Source organism: Anaerolineales bacterium (assembly GCA_030583885.1).
GTDB lineage: Bacteria > Chloroflexota > Anaerolineae > Anaerolineales > Villigracilaceae > Villigracilis.
In genome coordinates, this window is sequence record CP129480.1 from 529,255 (window position 1) to 549,043 (window position 19,789).

Below are 19,789 nucleotides of genomic sequence, written 5' to 3' on the forward strand. Positions count from 1 at the left end.
TTTGTCAAAGGAGATGATGTTATGAGTAATTTTGATAAGGTTGTTCAGTCAGAGCTCACCGCCATTCAAACCATGTTGGGCATGTCGCTGGAGGAACTTGCCGATCTTGTCCGCCGCACCGGGTTGGCAAAGCATAACGAAATCCGCTGGATGCTTCAGCGCGAATACGGCATCAACCATGAGGATGCGAAAATTCTCGTGAAGGCTCTGTTCGAGTCCCAGATACAGAGCGCGGCGTAACCTGCATCAGTGGTCATACCTTGCACACCGCATGTTACAAAGGATTGGAAAATTGACACGAAACTGATTTAACGTAAAGGAGACGACCATGAGTAGTTTAGACAAAGCCATTCAGACCCAACTGGAGAACATTCAAAAAAAACGGGCAAGTCAATCGATGAACTCGCCGCCATTGTTAAGAAGAGCGGACTCTCCAAACACGGCGAGATCCGCGACATGCTCAAGGAAAAGCTTGGGCTTGGTCACGGGGATGCCAACACGCTCGTGCATGTTATCCTCCAATCAGACGGCACGCGTGCGTCGGAAGGTAAATCGGAAGATGCCGTTCTGGATGAAATTTATTCAGGCGCGAAGGCTGGTTTCCGTCCCATCCATGAAAAATTGATGGAGGAGATCGGAAAGTTCGGTGAGTTCGAAATCGCGCCGAAGAAGGGCTACGTCAGCCTGCGCCGCAAAAAACAATTTGCGATGATCGGACCCAAGACCAACACGCGTTTCGAGGTGGGCATCAATGCAAAGGAGCTCAAGAAGAACGCCAGGCTGTTGGAGCAGCCCAAGGGAAGCATGTGCAATTACATTGTCAATTTGACCGACGCGAAGGAGGTGGATGCCGAACTGGTCGCGTGGATCAGATCCGCTTATGAGGGAGCAGGCTGATTTACATATCCGTCTCAATCAAATGCCGGACGTACTAAAAAGGCGGTTGTACATGCGCTGAAAATAATGCGGGCATTATACCCGCATTATTTTGTGGGAAAATAGGGGCATGAATCAACAGGAAATCATTCAAAAAACAGTCGAATACATCAAAGGGGAATTTTCAGACGACTCCTCGGGTCACGATTGGTGGCACATCCACCGCGTGTGGAGGAATGCCGTCGCCATTTGCGAACAGGAAAACGCGGATCTCTTCATCGTCCAGCTCGCCGCCCTGCTCCACGACCTTGACGATTGGAAGTTCAACGACAGCGACGATGAAACCCCGCTTCGCGCCCGTGCCTGGCTTGAGGCCTGCTCCGTGGACATTCCCACCGCTGACAAGGTCTGCGGGATCATCACGCACATCTCCTTCAAAGGCGCAGGTGTTGAAAATAAAATGAACTCGTTGGAGGGCCTGATTGTACAGGATGCCGACAGGCTGGACGCCATCGGCGCGATTGGCATTGGACGCGCCTTTGCCTATGGCGGCTATAAAAACAGGATGATGTACGATCCGCAGTCCCCGCCGCAAGTACACGCCAGTTTTGAAGAATATAAAAACAGCAGGAGCGCGACCATCAACCATTTTTACGAAAAACTGCTTTTGCTCAAGGACATGTTAAACACGCCCACCGCCAGAAGAATAGGAGAGCAGCGGCACGCAGTAATGCTGCGTTTTCTCGACCAGTTCATGAATGAGTGGGAAGGCAGGGATGTAAGCGAGGGTCATATTTAATGTGACCCTCGCTTTATTAACTCAAAGATCAGAGCATGTTCCGATTCATATACAGGCGCATGAAAAGTCGAACCGCTTGTCGAAACAGCGAGTGTTCGCTGCGAACCCGCCAATTCGCTCCCGTCACTTTCAGGGGGGATCAGCACAACCAGAAAATCATAGTCCACACCATTGCGCATTGACCATTCACTGACACAATTCACATCCGTGCAATGCTGGAAGGCGATCAATTCAGCGTACCAGGGAAAAAAATTTTCACCGAGAGTCCATTCCAAACCCTGCATGGTCGTTGCGCTGTGCTGATCCGTCAGCGCGGGAAACCACTCCTGCAGCGGGTCGGACATCGAAAACTCCCGTCCTGTTGCCAGTAGGAAAGTTTTTTCTCCATCAATATTTTTATTCACCCACTCGATCATCGCAAGATCATCCGCCTTCAAACTGGTATTGATCAATTGAAAGTCAAAAATGCCTGCCACCATGATGAAGTAGAAGATCAGACAAAACAGCAGGATCCGGGCGCGGCGCTTCATGAATATGACCTCCGCCTGATCGCTGTCCGGGCGGCTGATCCACGCGGATAGTTTTTGCAACCCAGCCCCCGCCAGCATGGATAAGGGAAGCAGGATAATCCCGTCGGCTCCGCGCGGGTCCGCCAGGCAGGCAGCCGCGATCCATGTGATAAAAAGGAATTCCCGTTTTCTTAACGAGCTCCAAAGTACGGGAAGTGCCAGCAATACTATGGGAAGGAAAAGATAATCCCCAAGCCCCTCAAAACGCAGAAGGGATAAATAGGACTCGAGCGTCCGCTGGCTGGTTTGCCCTGCAGAAATGAACGGCTCGAGCCCATGTCGGGAAAGGACTGTCCACCACCAGGGGGCGGTCAAGAAAGCCGTGCCCGCGCCCGTGAATATTGCGGAAGTGAATCCGCGTTTGTTCAAGCCATAAAAGCCGAAGAGCAGCAGAACCCCTAGCGCTGTGTGCAGCGCGGTTTGAGGGTGACACAACACCGCACCTGCGCCGAAGAGGATGGAAAATACCAGATGTTTTTTCCCGTACTTCCTGAATAATTGAATTGCCTGCCAGAGCAGTAATAGAAAAAACAGCATCCCGAACGCGCGGGTGATTCCGCCGCCCATGATCTGCCAGAGAAAGGACCGCGGTGCAAGCGCAAAGACCAGCACCGCCAGCGCAGCGGAGATGCGTGAGGCAAGGATCTGTCCGGCGAGTTTATAAAAGACAAGGATGGAGATGGTGTTGACCACTGCCGGCAGGTAGAGAAATATCCATAGGTCGGGGGCAGGTGTAAGCGCGGACAGAAGCGCGGCGATGTAAAATCCAAATGGCGGGTAGGCAAAGGGAATCTCCGCATGGTTGTAGGTCGTCCATTGCGGCAATGCGTAGCCCTTCGCTTTCAGGTCCTGGACCATTGTATAGAACATGCCGCCGTCATTGAGAGGGAACCCATTCGTGATGGCGGGATAAAAGCGGAATATTACGCCAAGAAGCAGGGCGCTTAGTAGAAGCAATGAGGAGATGTCAATTTTCCGCTGCATGGCCTGGATTCTACCGCTTGTTATGGATTACCGGTTTTGATAATCTTGAGGCACTCTGTAATTCGTATCCGACAAGCCTTGACAGCCTTTCGTTTTTGCAGATAATTCACCCCAACAGGCGAGCCATAATAACAAGGCTGTGACAGAGGAAAGTAGGCTGGCAGAAGCCGCCAGAGAGGTGCAGTAAAAGGCTGAAAGCTGCACTCGACAGAACCCAGTTGAAGTTCCCTCTCGAGCCGTTCAGGTGAAGAGCATATCACGTTTTGTAGTCTGAACCGTTTTCTCAACGTTACATGAGAAGCCGATGCTGGTCGGCACAAAGAGAGTCGCAAGCCTCGAACGGCGGGTGCGATTAACTTGGGTGGTACCGCGGGATTTCCTCCTCCCGTCCCATTTGTGGACGGGAGGATTTTATTTGTATTTATTATGTCATTGTGAGGGCGTTAGCCCGAAGCAATCGCATGATACAAGGAGATTGCTTGGCCCTTCGGGCTCGCGACGACATTGAATAACGGAGGCACTATGCAGGAAAGATTAAATGAAATCGAAAAAGCCGCACTGGAGCATCTTTCATCCATCACAGATTCAGCCGCGCTGGAAGCCTGGCGGGTGGCGCATGTTGGACGCAGTTCAGCGCTGATGCAGGTCTTTGCCGGGCTGGGGAAACTCTCCAAGGAGGAGAAACCAGCTGTCGGCGCGGCGGCGAACCGTGTGAAGATGGCGCTGGAAGCCGCGTTGGCAGAACGTGCCGAGGTGATCAGGAATGCCGCGCTGGCGAAATCCCTGGAGGAGGAACAACTGGATGTGACCCTGCCCGGACGCGCGGTGAAGATCGGCAGGCTGCACCCATCCACGCAACAACTGCGCCGCGTATTGGATATCCTCGCGGAGATGGGATTTCAGGTGTACACATCACGTGAAGTTGAGACGGACGAGATGAATTTCCAATTGCTCAACTTCCCACCGCATCATCCCGCGCGCGATATGCAGGATACACTTTATATCGAGGCTGGTGATCGCGGCGACAATCCAATCTTGTTGCGTACTCAGACCTCGCCCGGGCAGATACGCGCAATGCGCGAGTTTTCTGCAACCAACCCGCAAGACCCACCACCAATTCGGATTGCGTCACCTGGCATGTGTTTTCGCCATGAGCAAATTACAACACGCTCTGAGATCCAGTTCAACCAGGTGGAGGGACTCGCCGTTGGCAGAAATATCACCTTCGCGGACTTGAAGGGCACCATCGCGGATTTCGTCCGCCGCATGTTCGGGGAAGGTGCGCGTTTGAGATTCCGCGCTTCGTACTTCCCCTTCACGGAACCCTCCGCCGAAGTGGACGTGGAATGTTTCGTGTGCGGCGGGGCGGGCTGCCAGGTCTGCAAGAATTCCGGCTGGCTTGAAATTCTGGGCTGCGGCATGGTGCATCCCGTTGTGCTTCAGAACGGCGGGTACGATCCGAAGGTCTACTCCGGCTTCGCCTGGGGCATGGGACCCGAACGCCAGTTGATGCTGCGCAACAAGATCAACGACATCCGTTACTTCTGGGGGAACGATGTCAGGTTCTTGGAACAGTTCTAATTTCTAAAACACGACGGATGCGAAGGAAACGACTTAAGGCCTTCGTGACACGTTGTGGTGAAAAGGTGATTTATGAAAATTCCTCTATCATGGCTGAAAGATTTCATTGACCTTGACGGTCTCTCCGTCGAAGAGATCGCCCGCAAGTTGACATTGGCGGGTCTCGAAGTGGACGAGATCAAATACGCGGGACTGCCGATGCTTGATCATGCCGCATCCGGCATGCATTCCAGTGAGAAGCATGAATTCAAAACCAGCGGCATCACGTGGGACAGGGACAAGATCGTCGTGGCGGAGATCCGCGAGGTGAAACCACATCCCAATGCCGATAAATTGACCCTGCTTGACTTGTTCGACGGACAACAGGAGCAGGTTGTATTGACCGGCGCACCGAACATCTTCCACTTGAAGGGCGCGGGCCGGCTCGAAAAGCCGATCAAAGTGGCGTATGCAAAGGAAGGCTCAACACTGTACGACGGGCACGCCGAAGGACAGCAGTTGATGACCCTCAAACGCGCCAAGATCCGCGGCGTGGATTCATACTCGATGGTCTGCTCCGAAAAGGAACTTGGGATTGCCGAGGAACATGAGGGCATCATCATTCTTGACGATGATGCGCCGGTTGGCATGCCTCTGGCAGAATACATGGGTGATGCGGTGCTGGACATTTCCATCCTTCCGAACATGGCGCGCAATGCAAGCGTGATTGGAATTGCGCGCGAACTCGCCGCGTTGACCGGGCGCGAACTCAGGAAACCGGCCATCGAGTTTAAAATGTCAGGCGCTGCGGTTGCGGATTCCGTGGAAATTGAAATCACCAACCCCGAACTCAATCCGCGCTTTGTGGCGGGTTTGATCCGCAATGTCGGGATCAAGCCAAGCTCCTATCAGGTCCAGCGCAGACTCAAGCTGGCGGGGGTGCGCCCCATCAACAATGTGGTGGATGCGACCAACTACAGCATGATCGAACTTGGCGAGCCATTACACGCCTTTGATTACGATGTCTTGCAAAAACGCGCCGGTAAAAAAAAGATCAGGATCATCACCCGTGCCGCGAAGGATGGCGAGAAACTTACCACGCTTGACGGAGTTGAACGCAAACTAACCTCCACAAATGTGCTGGTGTGTGACGAAAAAAGTTCACTTTCAATTGCAGGAGTGATGGGCGGTTCCGAGTCTGAGGTAACCGATGCGACAAAAAATATATTGCTCGAAGGCGCTGCCTGGAACTTCATCAACATTCGCCGTACAGCGAAACAGCACAACCTTCCGTCCGAAGCCTCCTTTCGTTTTTCGCGCGGCGTGCATCCTGCGCTTGCAGAGCAGGGTGTGAAGCGCGGCCTTCAATACATGGCAGAGTGGGCGGGCGGTGAAGTTGCACCCGGGCTCGTGGATGCATATCCGTTCCCGCCGAAAGATTCGGTTGTGGATGTCACGGCACAGGATGTCAAACGCCTGCTGGGCATTGACCTCACGCTTGAACAAATCTCAGAGCTTCTCACCCGCCTTGAATTCAAGTGCAAATTAACGAAGAAGCATGTGCGCGTCACCGCTCCCAACCATCGCATGGATATCAACGAAGGTGTCATTGGCCTCGCCGATGTGCTTGAAGAGGTTGCGCGCAGTTACGGGTACGACAATATTCCCACCACCAGCATGGCCGATGCGCTTCCACCGCAGGTTGGCAACCCCATTCACGAGTGGGAGGAACATCTGCGCGACCTGCTCGTTGCGCTGGGCCTGCAGGAAGTCGTCACCTATCGCATGACCTCCCCCGAACGTGAAGCGCGCTTGAGGACCGGCGGGAAGTACGTCCGCATCACGAACCCGATCGCCCCCGAACGCAGTGTGCTGCGGCGCAGTCTGCTTACCTCCGTGCTTGAGATCACGGAAAAAAATGCGCGTGCCGAATCTCTTGCAATGTTTGAAATCGGTTCCGTCTTCGAGCCCAATGGAAATGATCTGCCCTTTGAGCCGCGCAAACTTGCCATCGTGATGACCGGTTCCCGCCTCGCCTACGCCTGGGATGTGAAGGAATCGCCCACTCTTGATTTCTTCGATATGAAGGGACGCCTCGAACTCCTTTTGAGCGGGTTGCGCCTGACAGACATTTCCTATACGGCCAGCGAATCCACTCCATATCTGCACCCGGGCAAAGCTGCCGAAGTGAAAGTCCACGGACAGATTGTGGGCATCTTTGGTGAATTGCATCCGCTCGTGAAGGAAAAATTTGAGTTCGGCGGCGCGCCTGTCATCGTCGCTGAATTTGATCTCGACCTGCTGCGAAACCAGAACCCCGCCTACGGCATTAAAACCGTCCCTGAGACGCCGCCCATCTTCGAAGACATTGCCGTCATCGTGGATGATTCAGCGGAAGCCGCCGCCGTCGAAGCATTGATCAGGCAGACGGGCGGAAGGACCGTCACAGATGTCCGCCTGTTCGATGTCTATCGAGGCGATCAGGTCGGGGTTGGCAAAAAGTCGCTGGCCTACAGCCTTACATACCAATCCGAAAAAACAATGACCGATGCCGATGCGGCAGCCATCCGCAGCAAGATCGTCAAACGGCTGGAGCATGAGCTTGGCGCAAAACTGCGAAGCTGATGGTCTGGTAGCCCTGGGAGGCAGTATGGCGGCACTTGCATCCCATTTTTATTGAATGTATACTGTAGGAAAGCCAAATAGGAGAATTCCATATGAATAAGAATACCAGCATGGTTGTTACAATTGTCGTTGCATTATTATGTTCGTGTTGTGCTCTGTTCACCTGCATTATGGGTTTCGGCGGCGTGACCGGCAACGGGACGTACTCGGTGGGCGGTGTGGATCAACCCATGCCCCCCACGGCAGGATATGCCCTTCTGTGTCTTTCTGTTATTTTGATCCTCGTTCCGATCGTGACCGGCTTCTTCCTGCTTCGCAAGAAACCCGGGGAAGCCGTTGTTCCCAGCGACGAGCCTCTTCCGCCGGCCTCCTGAAATAAAAAACCCTCCGAGTTTTTGCTCGGAGGATTTTTTCAATTTACAATGATGGTCAAGTTAAGGGGACAGAACCTTTGCTTACCGATGACGATGCGCCATGCGGTCTTGTATGTGCCCGGGCTGCCAGGGGCTTGCATGTTTACCACCAGTTCCACAGATTCACCGGAAGATACGGTTACATCGAAATCATACCCCCCCGTTTTGTGCAGCCTGTCGCCGCTGTTATAAAGGTAATCACTATTTCCCCGTTCCCATGCCTGGGTGCCAACGTTTACCACCGTCCATTTTGCATCGAAGGATTCATTCCTAGCCATCCGGCTGTCATTTTGCGGGTCTTGGGAAAAGATCTGGCAAGCATATTCCGATTTTGAAGGCACGATCGTTACCGGTGTGGGGGTAAAAGTGAGCGTGGGCAGGAGGAACAGGAACGTCGGCGTGGGGGTTTCCGTGGGAAGTTCCGTGGGGGTTACGGTGGGTGCGGATGTTTCCGTGGGGGGGGCGACCAATGCGGTTTGAGTTGCCGCCGCATCCGCGGTCTGCGCGATGACCGTGTGGATCGAGTTCGGGTCAAAGGTGGGAATCGGCTCAGACGCCGGTGCAAGCGCCGGCGCACAGGCAAGCATGATCACAGCGATGGTTAGCAGGGCAAACGTCCTATGGTTTCGCCGAATCATCTTTTCTCACGAAACAGCTTATTTCACATTGATGGCGGTGTAGGGATAGCACATGGGACCGTCCACGATCCAGGTCATTACAAAGAACCCTTTTTTATCGGGGGCGACCGCATCCAGGTTTACGACATAGGATTGGTTCGGCGCCAGCGCAACCGGAATCTCAACCCTCTTGACGTTCGTCATTTGGGGGCCGCTGTAATATTTCACATCAATCCCCTTGGGCCAGGTTTTCGTGCCGGTGTTGACAATGGTCCACTTGATATCGAATTTTGCCTTTCGATTGAACTCCGTGTTGTCAAAAGGCCTCCTGCTTATTGCATTACAGGCATATTCCGTTTTTTGGACGGGGCGGCGGGTGGCTGTGGGGAGGATTGGCAGCGGAGTGTTTTCCGGCGTGAATATGAGGGTTGGGAGTTCCGCAGGCGTGTCGGTGGGAACGGGCGTTGGTTCGTCCGCTGTTGTAGGCGTGGATGGCTGCTGTTGCTGCGCGGCAACCGTGAGTGCCACGGCTTCCTCGATCTGACGTTGATTGGTTTCGATTGCCTGAGCGACGAGGGTGTTGACCTGCGACTGTACATCCACAGGTTCCTGCCCCGGCAGACATGCCGCCAGGATAAAGACAAGCGCAAGCAGGATCATCATTTTTATTCGCATACAAATCTCCTTGAAAATGGATACATCGTGGAAGGCTCCCCGATGCCGGGAACCAGCCATGATATTATCTCACTAATCCGTGTCGCCGGAACCAATTCCCAGCGGCTTCCACTTGTTCTCGTCCTTGAGACGGTGCTGGATGCCGCCGCGGTTGTGCAATTCGTCGAAGCCCTCGGGTTTGATGAACATCTCATCGCCGTCGAGCAGGCCGGTGATGCCGGTTTGACCGGGTTCGGGGCGTTTGAGTCCCTTGAACTTTGCGGCATCAGACGGGATGTAATCGGTGGGCTCTTCGTAGGTGGTGACGTAGCCTTCGTAGTTGCGCAGGATGACCTTGTGGTCGGACATGCTCAGCAGATAGTTGGGCATCAACGGGATTTTCCCGCCGCCGCCCGGCGCATCCACGATGAACTGGGGAACGGCGTAGCCGGAGGTATGTCCGCGCAGACCTTCCATGATCTCGATGCCCTTGGCAACCGGTGTGCGGAAGTGACCGGCACCCTCCACCAGATCACATTGATACAGGTAGTACGGGCGCACACGGATGCGGACAAGGTCATGCACCATCTGGCGCTGAATATGGACGTTATCATTGACCCCAGCCAGCAGGACAGACTGGTTGCCGAGCGGGATGCCCGCTTTTGTAAGACGATCCGTGGCTTCAGCAAGTTCCTTGGAAATCTCATTCGAGTGGTTGACATGGATGTTCAACCACAGCGGGTGGTATTTTGCCAGCATGTCGCACAGTTCCTGGGTGACGCGCATCGGCATGAAGACCGGCACACGCGAACCGATGCGGACGATCTCGATGTGCGGGATCTCGCGCAAACGCGAGAGCAGTTCTTCAAGCACCTTCGGCGCCAGCACGAGCGGGTCCCCGCCGGAGAGCAGTACGTCGCGCACCTGCGGCGTGTTCTTGAGGTACTCGATCTGCATCTCGAATTCCTGGCGGTTGAACGTCTGACCGGGGTCGCCGACAATGCGCGAGCGCGTGCAGTAGCGGCAGTACGAGGCGCACTGGGTCGTGACCAGCATGAGTACCCTGTCAGGATACCGATGAACCAGCCCGGGCACGGGAGAGTGGCGGTCTTCCGCGAGGGAGTCTTCCATCATGGCGGTAAAGGAGGTCATTTCCTCTGCAAGCGGAATGACCTGCTTGCGGATGGGGTCATTCAGGTCGTCCGGGTCGATCAGGGAGATAAAGTAGGGCGTCACATCCACGCGGAACAAGCCCTGCGTTTGCAATGCCTTGCGTTCGCTCTCGGTGAGTGGGAGTACCTTTTCGATTTCTTCGGCCGTGTTCAGGCGGTGACTCAACTGCCAGCGCCAGTCGTTCCATTTTTCATCGGGGACATCGGCGTAGATCTTTGCTCGTTTTGATACAAACTCGGTTTTCATGGGGTTCCTCCAAAAATTTAAAAGTTAATGCTCGGATAACTGGTCAAAATCTCGCTCATAAGGGAGGGTCATGATCGGGGCGAAAAAAACCTGCAAACTTTACTACCATGAATATCATTGTAAGAGCAAACGGAACGCGGGTCAATATCACTTTCTTAAAACCGGGAATTTCAGGGATTATAGGGAACCATTTACTTGTAATCGGTGTATAACGTATGAAAACGACACCTCTCCGGAGAGGCACATTGGATGAATCCACTTTAATCCGCCATGCCGCAAACGGCGACACGGCAGCGTGGGAACCGTTGATGCTGGCGCATCAGCAGGCGGTCTTTCGGCTGTCGTACCTGCTCCTTGGCGATCCCGACGATGCGGAAGATATCGCCCAGGAAACCTTTTTACGCGCCTGGAATCATCTTAAACACTTCGACCCAACCCGCCCGCTTCGCCCGTGGTTGTTGAGCATTGCATCAAACCTGGCAAGCAACCGCCGTCGTTCTGCAGGACGATATTTACTGGCATTAACGCGCGCATTTCGCAGCGAACCAGCCCCTGCTGCTCCCGAAGAAAAAAGCATGGAGCGCATGGAAGCCAGCGACCTCTGGAAAGCCGTTCGAACCCTGAAATTCACCGATCAACAGGTCATTTATCTGCGCTATTTTCTCGATCTTTCAACCCACGAAACAGCGGATGTTTTGCAGGTGGCGGAGGGCACGGTCAAATCACGGTTGAACCGGGCAATCGAAAAATTACGAAACATCATTCAACAGGATTTTCCTGTTCTTTCTGAAGGACGCGAGACATGAACGAGACCGAATTTGAAAAACAACTCCACTCCATTGCCGCTGGGATGGAATACCCGCGTACGCCCAATATTGTGGGATCTGTCATGCCGCATCTCCGCCACTCGACTCGTCCTCGCTTCTTCTACCGCACCTTCGCCTGGTCGCTGACCATTTTACTGATTCTGCTTTCGAGCCTGATGCTCATTCCTCCTGCCCGTGCGGCCATCATCGAGTTCATCCAGATCGGAATTGTCCGCATCTTCCCCGCCCCCGTCCAATCGCCAGCGCTTACTACACCCGAATCCGTTGCACCAGTGACCGCCACACCTGCCGCGCAATCATCCACATTGATCACATTTTTAGATGAAATAGCCGGTGAAACGAAACTCGCCAATGCTCGGGAAATTGTCGAGTACCCAATTCTGCTCCCAACCTATCCACCGAATCTGGGTTTGCCGAATCACGTTTATGTCCAAGATGCCAACGGTTCCATGACAATCCTCGTCTGGTTGGATGCCCAACAGCCGGGACGGGCTGCTATGAGCCTGCATTTCATCCCCGAAGGAACCTGGGTGATAGAAAAGTTCCATCCGACGGTGATTGAAGAAACCGAAGTCAATGGTCGGCGTGCGATCTGGGCCGCGGGATCTTACCCATTGATGCTGCGCAACGGCAATATGGATTTCATGCGGCTGGTGGATGGTCACGTATTGATCTGGGCAGATGGAGACATCACTTATCGACTCGAGACCAACCTGCTGCTTGAGGAAGCGATCCGCATTGCGGAGTCCCTTCGACCGATTCCTTAAAACCTTGGAACCAAACCTCCGCAGGCGGTGTATGGATATTGAAAATCACCCGCCCAAGGAGGTGTGCATGTTTTCCCATTTTAGAAAATCGCTCGAGCTGGCATTGCTGTTGAGCCTGATGACTTCCGTCACAGTTTTTGCGAAAGGGGGCTTTTCCTTCATCATTGTCACCGGCGCGGACTTGAAAGAAGCGGTCCGTATTACGGATCCTGCCCTGACTGTGAGCTTCTTCGCTTTCGCCAACTTCTTCGAGGACAGGACCGAAGCACCGTCAAATCCCGGGACCGGTTACGAGATCACCCGTTTCTATCTGGACGGCAAACGTGAGATCGCTTTCGACTTCCTGTATTACTACCCCGATTCCGGCTTCGTGTTCTATGATGGCATCGTAAATGGCGAATCGGAATATGACAATAAATGGTACATCGCCGATCCGAAGATGGCGGATGTGTTTGCTGATGCGTTGTTCCTGCAAACCCAGCCCGCCGAAAATTCCCTGAAACTGCAAGCCGAAAAGGTGACCAGCGGGACCGGCAAGCCGCTTTCCCCGCATCGAACTGTGCTCAGCCTCATCATCGTCGCCGGGTTATCGGTCGTTTTTGTGCTCGCTTATCGGTCTCGCAGACCGTCTGCCAGATAGTTAGTCCCACTATTTTTACTGGAGGTTGATATGTTCACCCGCATCCGTATTGCTTTAGGTCTTGCTTTGCTTCTGTCCCTGCTGGCTTCTGTCCCGGCTTTCGCTGGAGGCTGGGCGGTCATCGTGCTGGATGAACTGCCGAGGAATATCGTTGCAGGAAGACCGCTGACAATCGGCTTCACTCTATTACAGCACGGCAGGACGCCTCTGGATGGACTCGAACCGAAGATCATTGCCAACCTGTACAAGGAACAGGAGTTTGTCCTCCGTGCAGAACCTGATGGCAAACCCGGACATTACACCGTGACAGTAACATTCCCAAAAGAGGGCGAGTGGCGCTGGTTCATCGATGCATTCAGCATGAAACAACTCATGCCGATGCTGACCGTCGCCGCGCCGGTGGGAGGGGTGGTGAGCCTGCCCGCGACGCAGACGGTATCACAGCCTGCCGCGGCTGTTCCGCTGTATTTGATCGTCCGCGTGCTGGCGTTCGGGAGCGGACTCGTGGGCTTGTTCTTCGTGTTTCGACGGAGGAGCCGTCTTGCCATCGCTTTGACGGCGTTATGTCTGTTGGTCGGAGCCGGTACCTTCATGGCGGAATCAGCCGTCCCTGAGGTGGAAGTGCAGGGCAAACCGGGGTATGGGATGACACCCGATCCGAACGCTTCTCAGATCGAAATGGGCAGGCAGTTGTTCGTCGCAAAAGGATGCATCACCTGTCACGTCAACACGAAAGTCTATTCGTTTTCCGAATATGTGACGCTTGAAGTGGGTCCTAATCTCACGAAATTTTCCGCCAGCCCGGAGGCGCTGCGTTTGAGGTTGAAGGACCCCGCCTCGGTGAAATCGGATACTCAGATGCCAAACCTGAATTTGTCCGAGGAAGAGATCGAAGCGTTGATCGCGTTCATCAATTCAAAATAAGTTTGCCGTACCTTGTGAGCGGACAGCGATGAAAATCGTTGTCCGTTTTTTGTTTAACGGTACAATCCGTCCATAAGGAGAGCAATTATGACCCTTGAAGGCACGCACGGCTTATGGGGCGACCTGCATCGCCCGGAGCTTTCCCCCGAAAAGGCTGATTTCAGCGTCATTGGGATTCCTTTTGACGGACTTGCCAGCGCGAGGAAGGGAGCGGCTCTCGCGCCTGAACGCCTGCGATTGTGGTCCACACATTTGACTCCTTTTAGTGAGGATCGTACCCGCCTCAGGGACTTAACCGTGGCTGATCTCGGTGACATCAGCATTCTCAACCCTGAAATGGATTTTGACCTCGTCCGAGGGCGTGTGGCAACCCTCCCGAATATGCCGATCCTGCTCGGCGGTGACCATTCGGTGACCATTCCCATCCTGCAAGGACAGCGCGAACGCTACAAGGACCAGCGCCTCGGCGTGCTGTGGGTGGATGCGCATCCCGACCTGTGTGATTTCTTTGACGGCTCGCGCATTTCCCACGCCAACACGATGCGCCGCGCATTGGATTTTGGCATTGAGCCGCACGATGTCTGCATGGTCGGCTTGCGCTCGTGGGAGGAGCAGGAGATCGACCTGATCGAGAACGGCGGCATCCATGTCTACACCGCCGCGGATGTGGCGGAACGCGGTATGAGGAAAGTGGCAGACAGCGTCTATAACATCCTGAACGACTGTGATGCCGTACACATCTCGCTCGATATTGACTGTCTCGATCCGTCCGCTGCGCCGGGCACGGGTATCCCCGAATTCGGCGGCCTGACATCACGCGATGTACTGACCCTCCTCAAAGGCACCCAGGGACTTTCGCTCGCCGGTCTGGATGTGGTGGAGATCGCCCCGCCGCTTGACCCGTCTGAAGCCACGGTATTTGCGGGCTTGAAGATCATCATGGAATATATCGCCGTCATTGCGCGCGAGAAACAGAAAGCAGGTTGAATCGAATGGAGATCAATCTCGAAGAACTCGAAATCAACAACAATCCTGCCGAAAATCGTTTCGAGGTCTTTATCAACGGTGAACTTTCGAAACTCGATTACATCGAAGATGGGGATACGATCGTGATGACGCATGTCGGTGTCCACCCTGACCATCGCGGCGGAGGCGTGGCGGGAAGAATCGCACAGGTCGCGCTGGAATATGCAAAAGAAAAATCGCTGCGCGTGATTCCCATGTGTTCGTATGTGGCGGCATACATCCGCAGGAATCCCAAGTATGCGGAACTGACCAAGCATCGGGGAAATTAACGCAGGGGCGAGGTGACCTCGTCCCTAGACCATTTAACAAATCCTCGGCAGCATTTCCCCGGGCAGCATATCCACCAACCTCGTTCCCCCGATGGCGGTTTTCAATCGCACCTGTGATTTTCTAACCCCCATAACTTTCCCAATCATGGCGGCACCCCCGCCATATTTTGTTTTTTTCATCGCATCCAAAACCTTTTCAGCATCGCTTTCCTTCACGAACGCAACCAATTTCCCTTCGTTCGCAATCCACAGTGGATCGAAACCCAGCATCTCGCACGCCGCTTTTACCGCAGGTTTGAACGGCAGTGTTTGCTCTTCAATTTCAATCGTCACATTCGACTGCTCGGAGATCTCAACCAACGAAGTCGCCAGTCCGCCGCGGGTGGGGTCGCGCAGCACATGGACTTCGCCCGCTGCGAGCATCGCCTCTACCAGATGATTGAGCGGCGCAACATCACTTTCGAGCATGGTTTCAAATCCCAGATCTTCACGCGCCGAAAGGACTGCAATGCCGTGATCGCCAATCGTCCCAGAGACGATGACCACATCGCCCTCCTTCGCATTCGCGCCAGAGATATTCACACCATCTGCGATCTTGCCGATGCCCGACGTATTGATGAATAACTGATCCGCGCCGCCTTTTTGCACCACTTTCGTATCGCCTGCCGCGATGTACACGCCCGCCTCCTGCGCTGCTGCCTGCATCGAAGCGGCCACACGTTGTAACGTTTCGAACGGCAAGCCTTCCTCCAGCACGAAGCCGCAAGTGAGCGCAATCGGTTTTGCGCCGACCATCGCCAGATCATTGACCGTCCCGCAAATTGCCAAACGTCCAATATCACCGCCGGGGAAGAACAACGGCGAGACGACATGCGAATCAGTGGTCAACGCGAATCGTTGACCGTCAATTTCAACGACAGCCGAATCATCCAACGCACGCGGCGCGGCTTTGCCCAACTCGGGGAGAAACAGCCTCCGAAGCAGGTCGCGGCTCAAGGTCCCGCCTGAGCCGTGCCCGAGGATCACCGTCTCGTTCGGGCGCAGCGGCACGGGGCAGGTATATCCCTCAAAATCGAATTCATTCATACACCACATCCCGATGATATTTGTAATATGCGGCACACGCGCCCTCCGCCGAAACCATCGGCGCGCCGAGCGGCGTTTGTTGTGTGCATTGCCTGCCGAACGCGGCGCACTGCAACGGCCTTTTCAATCCCTGCAAAATTTCTCCTGCAATGCACAATGGCGACTCCTGCGTGAATATATTTCCAACGTCGAATCTATTTTCCGCATCGAACTCGGCGAAATCCGGATTCAATCCCCAGCCGCTTTGCGGGATGATGCCGATGCCGCGCCATTTACGGTCCACGGATTCGAACACGCTTCGAATCGTCCTTTGAGCTGATTCATTTCCTTCAAACTTGACCGCCCGCTGATACTGATTTTCCGCCTCGGCGCGCCCAGCTTCAAGCTGCTTGACCGCCGACACCATGCCGTTCAACAGGTCAATCGGCTCGAAGCCCGTGACCACGATGGGCACATGATATTTCTCCGCGATGGGCGGGTACTCGTGAAAGCCCATCACTGCGCAAACGTGCCCCGCCGCCAAAAATCCCTGCACGCGGTTGGACTTGGAACCGAGAATCGCCTCCATCGCAGGCGGCACACGGACATGCGACACCAAAACCGAAAAGTTTTTGATATGTTTATTCCTGGCCTGCAAGACCGCCATGGCATTCGCAGGCGCGGTGGTTTCAAACCCAATTGCAAAGAAAACAACCTGCTTATCGGGGTTTCCTTCCGCGGTTTGCACGGCTTCGAGCGGAGAATACACCACGTGCACATCCCCGCCACCCGCACGGACGGAGAATAGATCTTTCGTTGAGCCCGGCACGCGCAGCATATCGCCATAGGAGGTGAAGATCACATCGGGGCGCGAGGCGATGGCGATGGCTTTGTCAATTTGTTCGAGCGGAGTTACACAAACAGGGCAGCCCGGCCCATGCACGAGTTCGATCTGCGGCGGGAGCATGGCGTCCAACCCGTGATGCAGGAAGGCGTGCGTCTGTCCGCCGCAAATTTCCATGATGACCCAGTTGCGTGTGGTAATGGATGCGATCTCGCGCAACAGGGTTTTTACTTTTCCGGGGTTGCGGTATTCATCCAGATATTTCATCTTCGAAATCCGAAACTTCCTTGATCAACTTCAAGGTTTCCTGCGCTTCCTCTTCATCCATAAGGCTGATAGCAAAGCCGACGTGGACAAGGGCGTACTCGCCGACCTTCGCTTCGGGGGTGTATGCAAGACAGATTTCCTTGACAATACCGCCAAAGTCGATCTTTGCCATGCGGAGATTGTCTTTTTCGTAGATGTCGGTCAGTTTACCGGGGATGGCGAGGCACATATAGAATTCCCTTTCTTCTTGTCATTGCGAGGCGTTAGCCCGAAGCAATCTTCCGCGATGGTGGGGATTGCTTTGCCGCTTCGCGGCTCGCAATGACATTGGCTACTACAGCCTGACCCAACGCCAGACCGCCGTCATTGGTTGGGACTTGTTTGTGGAAGTATACAACGAAGCCGGCGGTTTCCAATCCATCGCGGACGAGGGTTAGCAAGACCTGGTTTTGCCACACGCCGCCGGAGAGGGCGGCTTCGTTCAGGGTCGTTTTTTCACGAGCCTGTTTGCAAACATCGATGGCGATGTTTGCAATCGTTTTATGGAATCTTGCGCCGAGCATGCCAGCGGATTCCTTTGCGCGGATGTCTTTTGTGATTGCGGTGAGCAACTCTTTTACTTGTATCGTTTCATCGATCTCGTAAGGATATGGTTCCGCCGAGGCAATGAACGGCTTGGACAAGACTTCCATTTCGATGGCGGCTTGGGCTTCGTAGGTGACATCGCTGCGGATACCGATGAGGCTTGCCACTGCGTCGAAGAGGCGTCCCATGGAGGAAGTGAGCGGGGCGTTGAGTTTTTTGTCCACCTGTTGTCGGATAATTTCGATGGATTGCTTGTCCATTTTTTTCAGGAAGGGCAGGTTGTCAATGTCAACACCCAACGCGTGGGCATATCCGACTGCGATGCGCCACGGGTGGCGGATGGCGGAGTCACCGCCGGGGAGCGGCAAATATTCGAGGTGGGCAAACCGCTCGAAGTCCGAATACGATGCGAGCAATACCTCCCCGCCCCAGATCGCTCCGTCGGTTCCGTATCCGGTGCCGTCGAAGGAGAGTCCGATCACGCGTCTGTTATCAAGAGCATTGTCCGCCATGCAGGCGGCGATGTGCGCGTGATGGTGCTGGACGGCGATTCGCGGAATATCCGATTTTTGCGCGTACTGCGTGGTGAAGTAATTCGGATGCAGGTCGTGTGCAATGAGCTCGGGCTGGACGCGGAAGATGAGCGAGAGATGTTTTATGCCCTGCTCAAAAGATGTGTAGGTTTCGGCATTTTCCATGTCGCCGATGTGATGACTGAGAAAAGCATACTGGTCATGCGCAAGGCAAAATGTGTTTTTAAGTTCGCCGCCGACGGCAAGGATTGGTTTTGAGTTGAATGGAAGCTGAACAGGATACGGGGCGTACCCGCGGCTGCGACGGAGATGGACAATGGACGCTGCATGGTCTACGGTCTTCGGTCTTCGGTCTATTTTTACAACCGAGTCGTCACAGCGTACATGAATATCACGGTCGTGCAGGAGAAAGGCATCGGCAAGCGGGGAGAGGCGTTCGAGAGCCTCCTCGTTATCAATGGCGATGGGTTCCTCGCTGAAATTTCCGCTGGTCATCACAAGGATGGCGGGGGCAGGTTCGCGCGCCAGCGTGGGATCGGACTGATGGAGAAGCAAATGATGCAGCGGGGTGTAGGGCAGCATAAAACCGAGCGTATCCATGTTTGGCGCAGCGCTGATGGTATTCGCCTCATGTTTTTTTTCGAGCAGGACAATCGGCTTTTCATGGCTTGTCAACAGGTTGATTTCATCTTCAGTGATGCTGCAAATGTTTTTTATGGTTTCCAGATCCGCCCCCATGAGGGCAAACGGCTTGCCTGCCCGGCCTTTGCGGCGGCGAAGTTCCTCCAGCGCATGGGGATTGCCCGCGTCGCAGGCGAGGTGAAATCCGCCGAGTCCTTTGACGGCAATGATCCTGCCTTCACGGAGCAGACGGCGGGTTTTCAAGATTGCTGAGAGCCGGTATTCAATGGTGGAAATTGTCGGGTTGGGATTCGGGGAATGAGCATGCGTCTCTCGCAGCGCAACGAATGGACCACACTCAGGGCAGGCCACAGGTTGGGCATGGAAGCGGCGATCCAGCGGATTTTGGTACTCGGCGCGGCAGCGGTCACAAAGTGGAAAATCCGCCATGGTGGTGTTCGGGCGGTCGTAGGGGATGTCCTTGATGATGGTAAAGCGTGGCCCGCAGTTGGTGCAGTTGATGAAGGGATAAAGGTAACGCCTGTCGTTTGGATCGAACAACTCACGCTCACAGTCCGTGCAGACGGCTGTATCCGGGGAAATGGGCTGGTACGCCCCCGAAATGGCTGCGGATTCGCGGATCTCGAAATCCGAATATTCGATAGTCGATAATTCGACCCGTGTCAGATCGACTGCCTCGATCTTTGCAAGCGGCGGTTTTTCAGCGGACAGGGATTGGACGAACTGGTCGATGCTGCCCGTGCTGCCGTCTATGAGAATCTCCACCCCGTTCGATGTGTTCCGTACCCAGCCGTGCAGGTTGAGTCGTTTTGCCAGCCCGTACACGAACGGGCGGAAACCGACCCCTTGTACGACCCCGCTGACACGAACGTGCATGGTTGCCA

20 protein-coding genes, 1 pseudogene and 1 other annotated feature are annotated in these 19,789 nt (G+C 54.4%); of the genes and pseudogenes, 13 read left to right on the plus strand and 8 right to left on the minus strand.

Going from position 1 to position 19,789, the window contains the following annotated elements:
• Nucleotides 1–21: 21 nt before the first annotated feature.
• The 4 genes and pseudogenes from QY332_02630 to QY332_02645 all read left to right on the plus strand — a co-directional run bounded on the left by QY332_02630 (nt 22) and on the right by QY332_02645 (nt 1,675).
• Nucleotides 22–240 (plus strand): DUF4287 domain-containing protein, encoded by a 219-nt coding sequence (locus tag QY332_02630; protein WKZ36824.1) that lies wholly within the window; start codon nt 22–24, stop codon nt 238–240.
• Between the two features lie 147 nt (nt 241–387).
• Nucleotides 388–507 (plus strand): annotated as a pseudogene (locus QY332_02635) (DUF4287 domain-containing protein).
• On the plus strand, nt 505–897 hold the full coding sequence (locus QY332_02640) for a DUF5655 domain-containing protein (GenBank protein ID WKZ38461.1): 393 nt from the start codon (nt 505–507) through the stop codon (nt 895–897). The pseudogene QY332_02635 and the gene QY332_02640 overlap by 3 nt, the downstream one beginning before the upstream one ends.
• A 109-nt stretch (nt 898–1,006) precedes the next feature.
• On the plus strand, nt 1,007–1,675 hold the full coding sequence (locus QY332_02645; protein ID WKZ36825.1) for an HD domain-containing protein: 669 nt from the start codon (nt 1,007–1,009) through the stop codon (nt 1,673–1,675).
• On the opposite strand, the gene QY332_02650 is transcribed toward QY332_02645, so the two are convergent.
• Complete coding sequence (locus tag QY332_02650) at nt 1,672–3,228, minus strand: hypothetical protein (protein WKZ36826.1); 1,557 nt, start codon at nt 3,226–3,228, stop codon at nt 1,672–1,674. The genes QY332_02645 and QY332_02650 overlap by 4 nt on opposite strands.
• Nucleotides 3,229–3,358: 130 nt before the next feature.
• Nucleotides 3,359–3,624 (plus strand) — a binding site (T-box leader).
• A gap of 126 nt (nt 3,625–3,750) precedes the next feature.
• Between QY332_02650 and pheS the strand changes: the two genes are divergently transcribed.
• From pheS to QY332_02665, 3 genes are all read left to right on the plus strand, one after another.
• The gene (gene pheS / locus QY332_02655; protein WKZ36827.1) at nt 3,751–4,809 is read left to right on the plus strand and encodes a phenylalanine--tRNA ligase subunit alpha; all 1,059 of its coding nucleotides are present in this window, start codon (nt 3,751–3,753) and stop codon (nt 4,807–4,809) included.
• Nucleotides 4,810–4,881: 72 nt separating this feature from the next.
• Entirely contained in the window at nt 4,882–7,413 is a 2,532-nt protein-coding gene (pheT, locus tag QY332_02660) for a phenylalanine--tRNA ligase subunit beta (GenBank protein ID WKZ36828.1), read from the plus strand.
• Between the two features lie 92 nt (nt 7,414–7,505).
• Nucleotides 7,506–7,787 (plus strand): hypothetical protein, encoded by a 282-nt coding sequence (locus QY332_02665; protein ID WKZ36829.1) that lies wholly within the window; start codon nt 7,506–7,508, stop codon nt 7,785–7,787.
• 38 nt (nt 7,788–7,825) lie between these two features.
• On the opposite strand, the gene QY332_02670 is transcribed toward QY332_02665, so the two are convergent.
• The 3 genes from QY332_02670 to ablA form a co-directional block, all read right to left on the minus strand.
• Nucleotides 7,826–8,464, minus strand: a complete 639-nt coding sequence (locus QY332_02670) for an NBR1-Ig-like domain-containing protein (GenBank protein WKZ36830.1) — start codon at nt 8,462–8,464, stop codon at nt 7,826–7,828.
• 18 nt (nt 8,465–8,482) lie between these two features.
• On the minus strand, nt 8,483–9,118 hold the full coding sequence (locus QY332_02675) for an NBR1-Ig-like domain-containing protein (GenBank protein WKZ36831.1): 636 nt from the start codon (nt 9,116–9,118) through the stop codon (nt 8,483–8,485).
• 72 nt (nt 9,119–9,190) lie between these two features.
• Complete coding sequence (gene ablA / locus QY332_02680; GenBank protein ID WKZ36832.1) at nt 9,191–10,516, minus strand: lysine 2,3-aminomutase; 1,326 nt, start codon at nt 10,514–10,516, stop codon at nt 9,191–9,193.
• A 215-nt stretch (nt 10,517–10,731) separates the two neighbouring features.
• Here ablA and QY332_02685 point away from each other — a divergent pair, with 215 nt between their 5' ends.
• The 6 genes from QY332_02685 (at nt 10,732) to QY332_02710 (ending at nt 14,969) form a co-directional block, all read left to right on the plus strand.
• The gene (locus QY332_02685) at nt 10,732–11,322 is read left to right on the plus strand and encodes a sigma-70 family RNA polymerase sigma factor (protein ID WKZ36833.1); all 591 of its coding nucleotides are present in this window, start codon (nt 10,732–10,734) and stop codon (nt 11,320–11,322) included.
• Nucleotides 11,319–12,110 (plus strand): hypothetical protein, encoded by a 792-nt coding sequence (locus QY332_02690; protein WKZ36834.1) that lies wholly within the window; start codon nt 11,319–11,321, stop codon nt 12,108–12,110. Before QY332_02685 ends, QY332_02690 begins: the two co-directional genes overlap by 4 nt.
• A gap of 67 nt (nt 12,111–12,177) precedes the next feature.
• Nucleotides 12,178–12,750 carry a hypothetical protein gene (locus tag QY332_02695; GenBank protein WKZ36835.1) on the plus strand — a complete coding sequence of 191 codons (573 nt, stop codon included), beginning with the start codon at nt 12,178–12,180 and terminating at the stop codon, nt 12,748–12,750.
• 30 nt (nt 12,751–12,780) lie between these two features.
• Nucleotides 12,781–13,674 carry a c-type cytochrome gene (locus tag QY332_02700; protein WKZ36836.1) on the plus strand — a complete coding sequence of 298 codons (894 nt, stop codon included), beginning with the start codon at nt 12,781–12,783 and terminating at the stop codon, nt 13,672–13,674.
• Between the two features lie 87 nt (nt 13,675–13,761).
• Entirely contained in the window at nt 13,762–14,661 is a 900-nt protein-coding gene (locus tag QY332_02705) for an arginase family protein (GenBank protein ID WKZ36837.1), read from the plus strand.
• A 5-nt stretch (nt 14,662–14,666) separates the two neighbouring features.
• A complete protein-coding gene (locus QY332_02710; GenBank protein WKZ36838.1) occupies nt 14,667–14,969 on the plus strand; it encodes a GNAT family N-acetyltransferase in 303 nt (100 codons plus the stop codon).
• A 33-nt stretch (nt 14,970–15,002) separates the two neighbouring features.
• On the opposite strand, the gene hypE is transcribed toward QY332_02710, so the two are convergent.
• The 4 genes from hypE to hypF are packed head-to-tail and all read right to left on the minus strand — an operon-like array spanning nt 15,003 to nt 19,781.
• A complete protein-coding gene (gene hypE / locus QY332_02715; protein ID WKZ36839.1) occupies nt 15,003–16,055 on the minus strand; it encodes a hydrogenase expression/formation protein HypE in 1,053 nt (350 codons plus the stop codon).
• Nucleotides 16,048–17,145: a hydrogenase formation protein HypD gene (gene hypD / locus QY332_02720; GenBank protein WKZ36840.1), complete on the minus strand. Its 1,098-nt coding sequence runs from the start codon at nt 17,143–17,145 to the stop codon at nt 16,048–16,050. Before hypD ends, hypE begins: the two co-directional genes overlap by 8 nt.
• Nucleotides 17,129–17,374: a HypC/HybG/HupF family hydrogenase formation chaperone gene (locus QY332_02725; protein WKZ36841.1), complete on the minus strand. Its 246-nt coding sequence runs from the start codon at nt 17,372–17,374 to the stop codon at nt 17,129–17,131. Before QY332_02725 ends, hypD begins: the two co-directional genes overlap by 17 nt.
• A 34-nt stretch (nt 17,375–17,408) precedes the next feature.
• Entirely contained in the window at nt 17,409–19,781 is a 2,373-nt protein-coding gene (hypF, locus tag QY332_02730) for a carbamoyltransferase HypF (protein WKZ36842.1), read from the minus strand.
• Between the last annotated feature and the right edge of the window lie 8 nt (nt 19,782–19,789).